The following is a 3,086-nucleotide window of genomic DNA, read 5'->3' as shown; positions in this document are numbered from 1 at the left end:
GGTCACCGTGCCGGCGCTCGGCCTCGCCGCGGTCCGCCCGGCCCCGGCACCCGAACCGGCCGCCGCGGCGGGAACACCGGTCACCGTGACCGGCCGGACCGTCGACAACGGGCTGCTGCGGGTCGAGGTGGCCGAGGACGGCACCCTGGCGCTGTCCACCCCGGACGGGCTGCGCGTCGACGGGGTGGGTCGGCTGGTCGACGGCGGCGACGTCGGGGACAGCTACAACTACGCGCCGCCGGCCGCCGACGAGCTGGTCGACAAGCCCCGGGCGGTACGCACCGTGGTGGTGCACGACGGGCCGGTGGTCGCCGTGCTGGACGTGGTCCGCGAGTACCGCTGGCCGGTCGGCGCCGACGTGGACGCCGGCTCGCGCCGGGTGGAACACGAGACCACCGTCGTCACCACCCGGGTGGAGGTCCGGGCCGGCGAGCCGTTCGCCCGGCTGCGGCTGGACTTCGACAACCGCTGCGACGACCACCGGGTACGACTGCACCTGCCGCTGCCCTCGGCGGCCCGCGCGTCGTACGCCGAGGGCCAGTTCGCGGTCGTCGAGCGCGGCCTGACCGCCGAGGGCGGCGGCGGCGAGGTGCCGCTGCCGACGTTCCCCGCCAACGGGTTCGTCGCCGCCGGTGGCGCCGAGGGGTCCCTCGCCGTCCTGCTGACCCAGCCCACCGAGTACGAGCTGACCGACTCCGGCCGGGAGCTGGCCGTCACCGTGCTGCGGTCGATCGGGATGCTGTCGCGCAACCGGCACGCCCTGCGCGACGAGCCCGCCGGCCCGCAGCTGCCCACCCCGCAGGCGCAGTGCCGGGGCGCGCGCAGCGTCGAGCTGGCGGTGCTGCCGTTCCGGGGCGACCGGGACACCGCCGGGGTGGCGGCCGCGGCCGAGGCGTACCGGCACGAGCCGCTGGCCTTCCCCGGCGGCGGTGACCCGTCGGCCGGGCTGCCCGAGCCGGTGACCGGCCTGACGGTCGGCGGGGACGGCGTCACGCTGACCAGCGTCCGGGACCGCGACGGCCGGATCGAGCTGCGGGTGGTGGCCAGCCGCGACACCGAGGCGGTCCTCGCCGCCGGCCGGGGCGTACGCGCGGCGTGCCGGGCCGACCTGCGCGGGCGACCCGGGGCGGCGCTGCCGGTCGACGACGGCGGGCCGGTCCGGCTGCCGCTGCGGGCGTGGGAGATCGCCACGGTGCAGCTCGACCGGGGCTGAGGCGGGTCCGGGGCGGCCGTGCCCCGGCCCTCAGGCCGCCGGGGTGACCGCGCGCAGCCAGGCCTGGGCGATGAGCGCGTGCCCGAACGGGGTCGGGTGCACCCCGTCGCGGGTCCACACCCGCGCGTCCACGCCGGCGGTCTGGAACAGCTCGTCCACCGCGACCAGGGTCGCGTCGAACTCGGCGGCCAGCCGGCGCACCACGTCGACCTTCGGGTCCAGGTCCTCGCGCCAGCGGCGCTGCGCGTCGTCGAGCGGGACGAGGAAGGGTTCGACCAGGATGATCCGCGCGCCCAGCCGGCGGGTGGCCGTCAGGATGTGCCGGTAGTCGCGAGCGAAGTCGGCGGCGCTGGTGGGGTCGTCCCGGTCGTAACGGCGCCACGTGTCGTTGACGCCGACGAGGATCGACACCACGGCCGGGCGCAGGGCCACGCAGTCGGCCTCCCAGCGGGCGCGCAGGTCGCGTACCCGGTCGCCGCCGACACCGCGGTTGACGAAGCCGGCCCGGTGGCCCGGGTGGCGGGCGGTGAACCAGGCGGCGGCCATCATCGCGTACCCGGTGCCGAGGTCGTCGCCGCAGGTCCGCTCCCGGCCGGCGTCGGTGATGCTGTCGCCGATGAACAGCACCCGGCCGCCCGGTGGCACCTCCACGGTCATCCGTCCGTCCCCTCCCCGCTCGACGCCCCTTCCATGATCATGCCGTAGCCGACCGGACGTCCGGCGGCCGGCTCCCGTCCGGTCCGCGAGAAAAATTTCTCCGTCCGGCTGTTGCATTCCGCGGGCCGACGCCGATCAAGCACTCGTGGCACAGCGGTGGTCGGGGTGTGAAAACCACCCCACGTCGCCCCTGGCCGTTGCTTTCCGCCCACAAACGGTGGTTGACTCCCCCACCATGCCAGAGCCGATCATCACGGACAGGCCGGTAATTTCGTGAGAAGCACCGACATCACCCCAGCAACCCCGGCGGGCCGACGCCGGGCCACCTGGCGGCAGCGGGCGGCGCGCTGGTTGGACCCGACCGTCGCCCAGTGGGCCGTCCCCCCACCGGAGACCCCCGCACCCCCACCGCCGCCCGAGGACCGCCCCGGCCCCTGGCCCGCCATCTGCGAGCAGTTCGCGATGCGGATCCTCGCCTCGGCCTACCAGATGGGCACCCACCTGGAAGCCGTCGAATCCGACGAGCAGGACCCCGAACGCCTCGAACGGCTCTACCGCATCGACCACGCGAACACCCGGATCCGCCGCCACGCGGAAAACCTCCAGGTCCTGCTCGGCCGCCGCGTCGAGGACGCCGACCCGCAGACGGTCACCCTGGTCGACGTGGTCCGCGCCGCCACCTCCGCCGTCGAGCACTACCCCCGGATCCGGGTCGGCCACGTCGTCGACCTGGCGGTGGTCGAGTTCGCCGCCGACGACGTCATCCGGGTCCTCACCGAACTGCTCGACAACGCCACCCGGTTCTCCCCACCCACCTCCCCGGTGATCGTCTCCGGCTTCATCACCGAGGACGGCAGCGTCCTGCTGCGCATCGAGGACGCCGGTGTGGGCCTGCACCCGGACCACCTCACCCAGCTCAACGCCCTGCTCGGCGGCGCGCCGGTCACCCCGGCCACCCTCGACCCGGCCGCCCACCTCGGCCTGGCCGTCGTGGCCCACCTGGCGGCCGCCCACCGGCTGCGGGTCACCCTCACCAACCGGCCCTCCGGCGGCACCACGGCCACCCTGCTGGTCCCCGGCGCGCTGCTCTGCGAGATCCCCACCACGCCGGACCCGGCCGGCGACGCGTCCTGGCCGGCGGCACCCCGCCCGGACCAGACCGCCGCCCCGTGGCCGCCGCCCGGCCCGGCCCCGGCCCGCACCACCGCCCCGCCGG

The 3,086-nt window shown here is 76.1% G+C and carries 3 protein-coding genes; 2 read left to right on the top strand and 1 reads right to left on the bottom strand.

Features of this window, described 5'->3' with window-relative positions:
- A partial coding sequence (locus ACWEVO_RS33765) for a glycoside hydrolase family 38 C-terminal domain-containing protein (RefSeq protein ID WP_452311474.1) occupies nt 1-1,213 on the top strand: 1,213 nt, incomplete at its 5' end.
- Between the two features lie 30 nt (nt 1,214-1,243).
- Here ACWEVO_RS33765 and ACWEVO_RS33760 read toward each other — a convergent pair.
- Nucleotides 1,244-1,870, bottom strand: a complete 627-nt coding sequence (locus ACWEVO_RS33760) for an SGNH/GDSL hydrolase family protein (protein ID WP_452311473.1) — start codon at nt 1,868-1,870, stop codon at nt 1,244-1,246.
- Between the two features lie 273 nt (nt 1,871-2,143).
- On the opposite strand from ACWEVO_RS33760, the gene ACWEVO_RS33755 reads away from it, so the two are divergent.
- A partial coding sequence (locus ACWEVO_RS33755) for an ATP-binding protein (protein ID WP_452311472.1) occupies nt 2,144-3,086 on the top strand: 943 nt, incomplete at its 3' end.

It is taken from the genome of Micromonospora sp. NPDC003776 (assembly GCF_053605645.1).
This window is presented reverse-complemented; position numbering and strand designations above follow the sequence as displayed.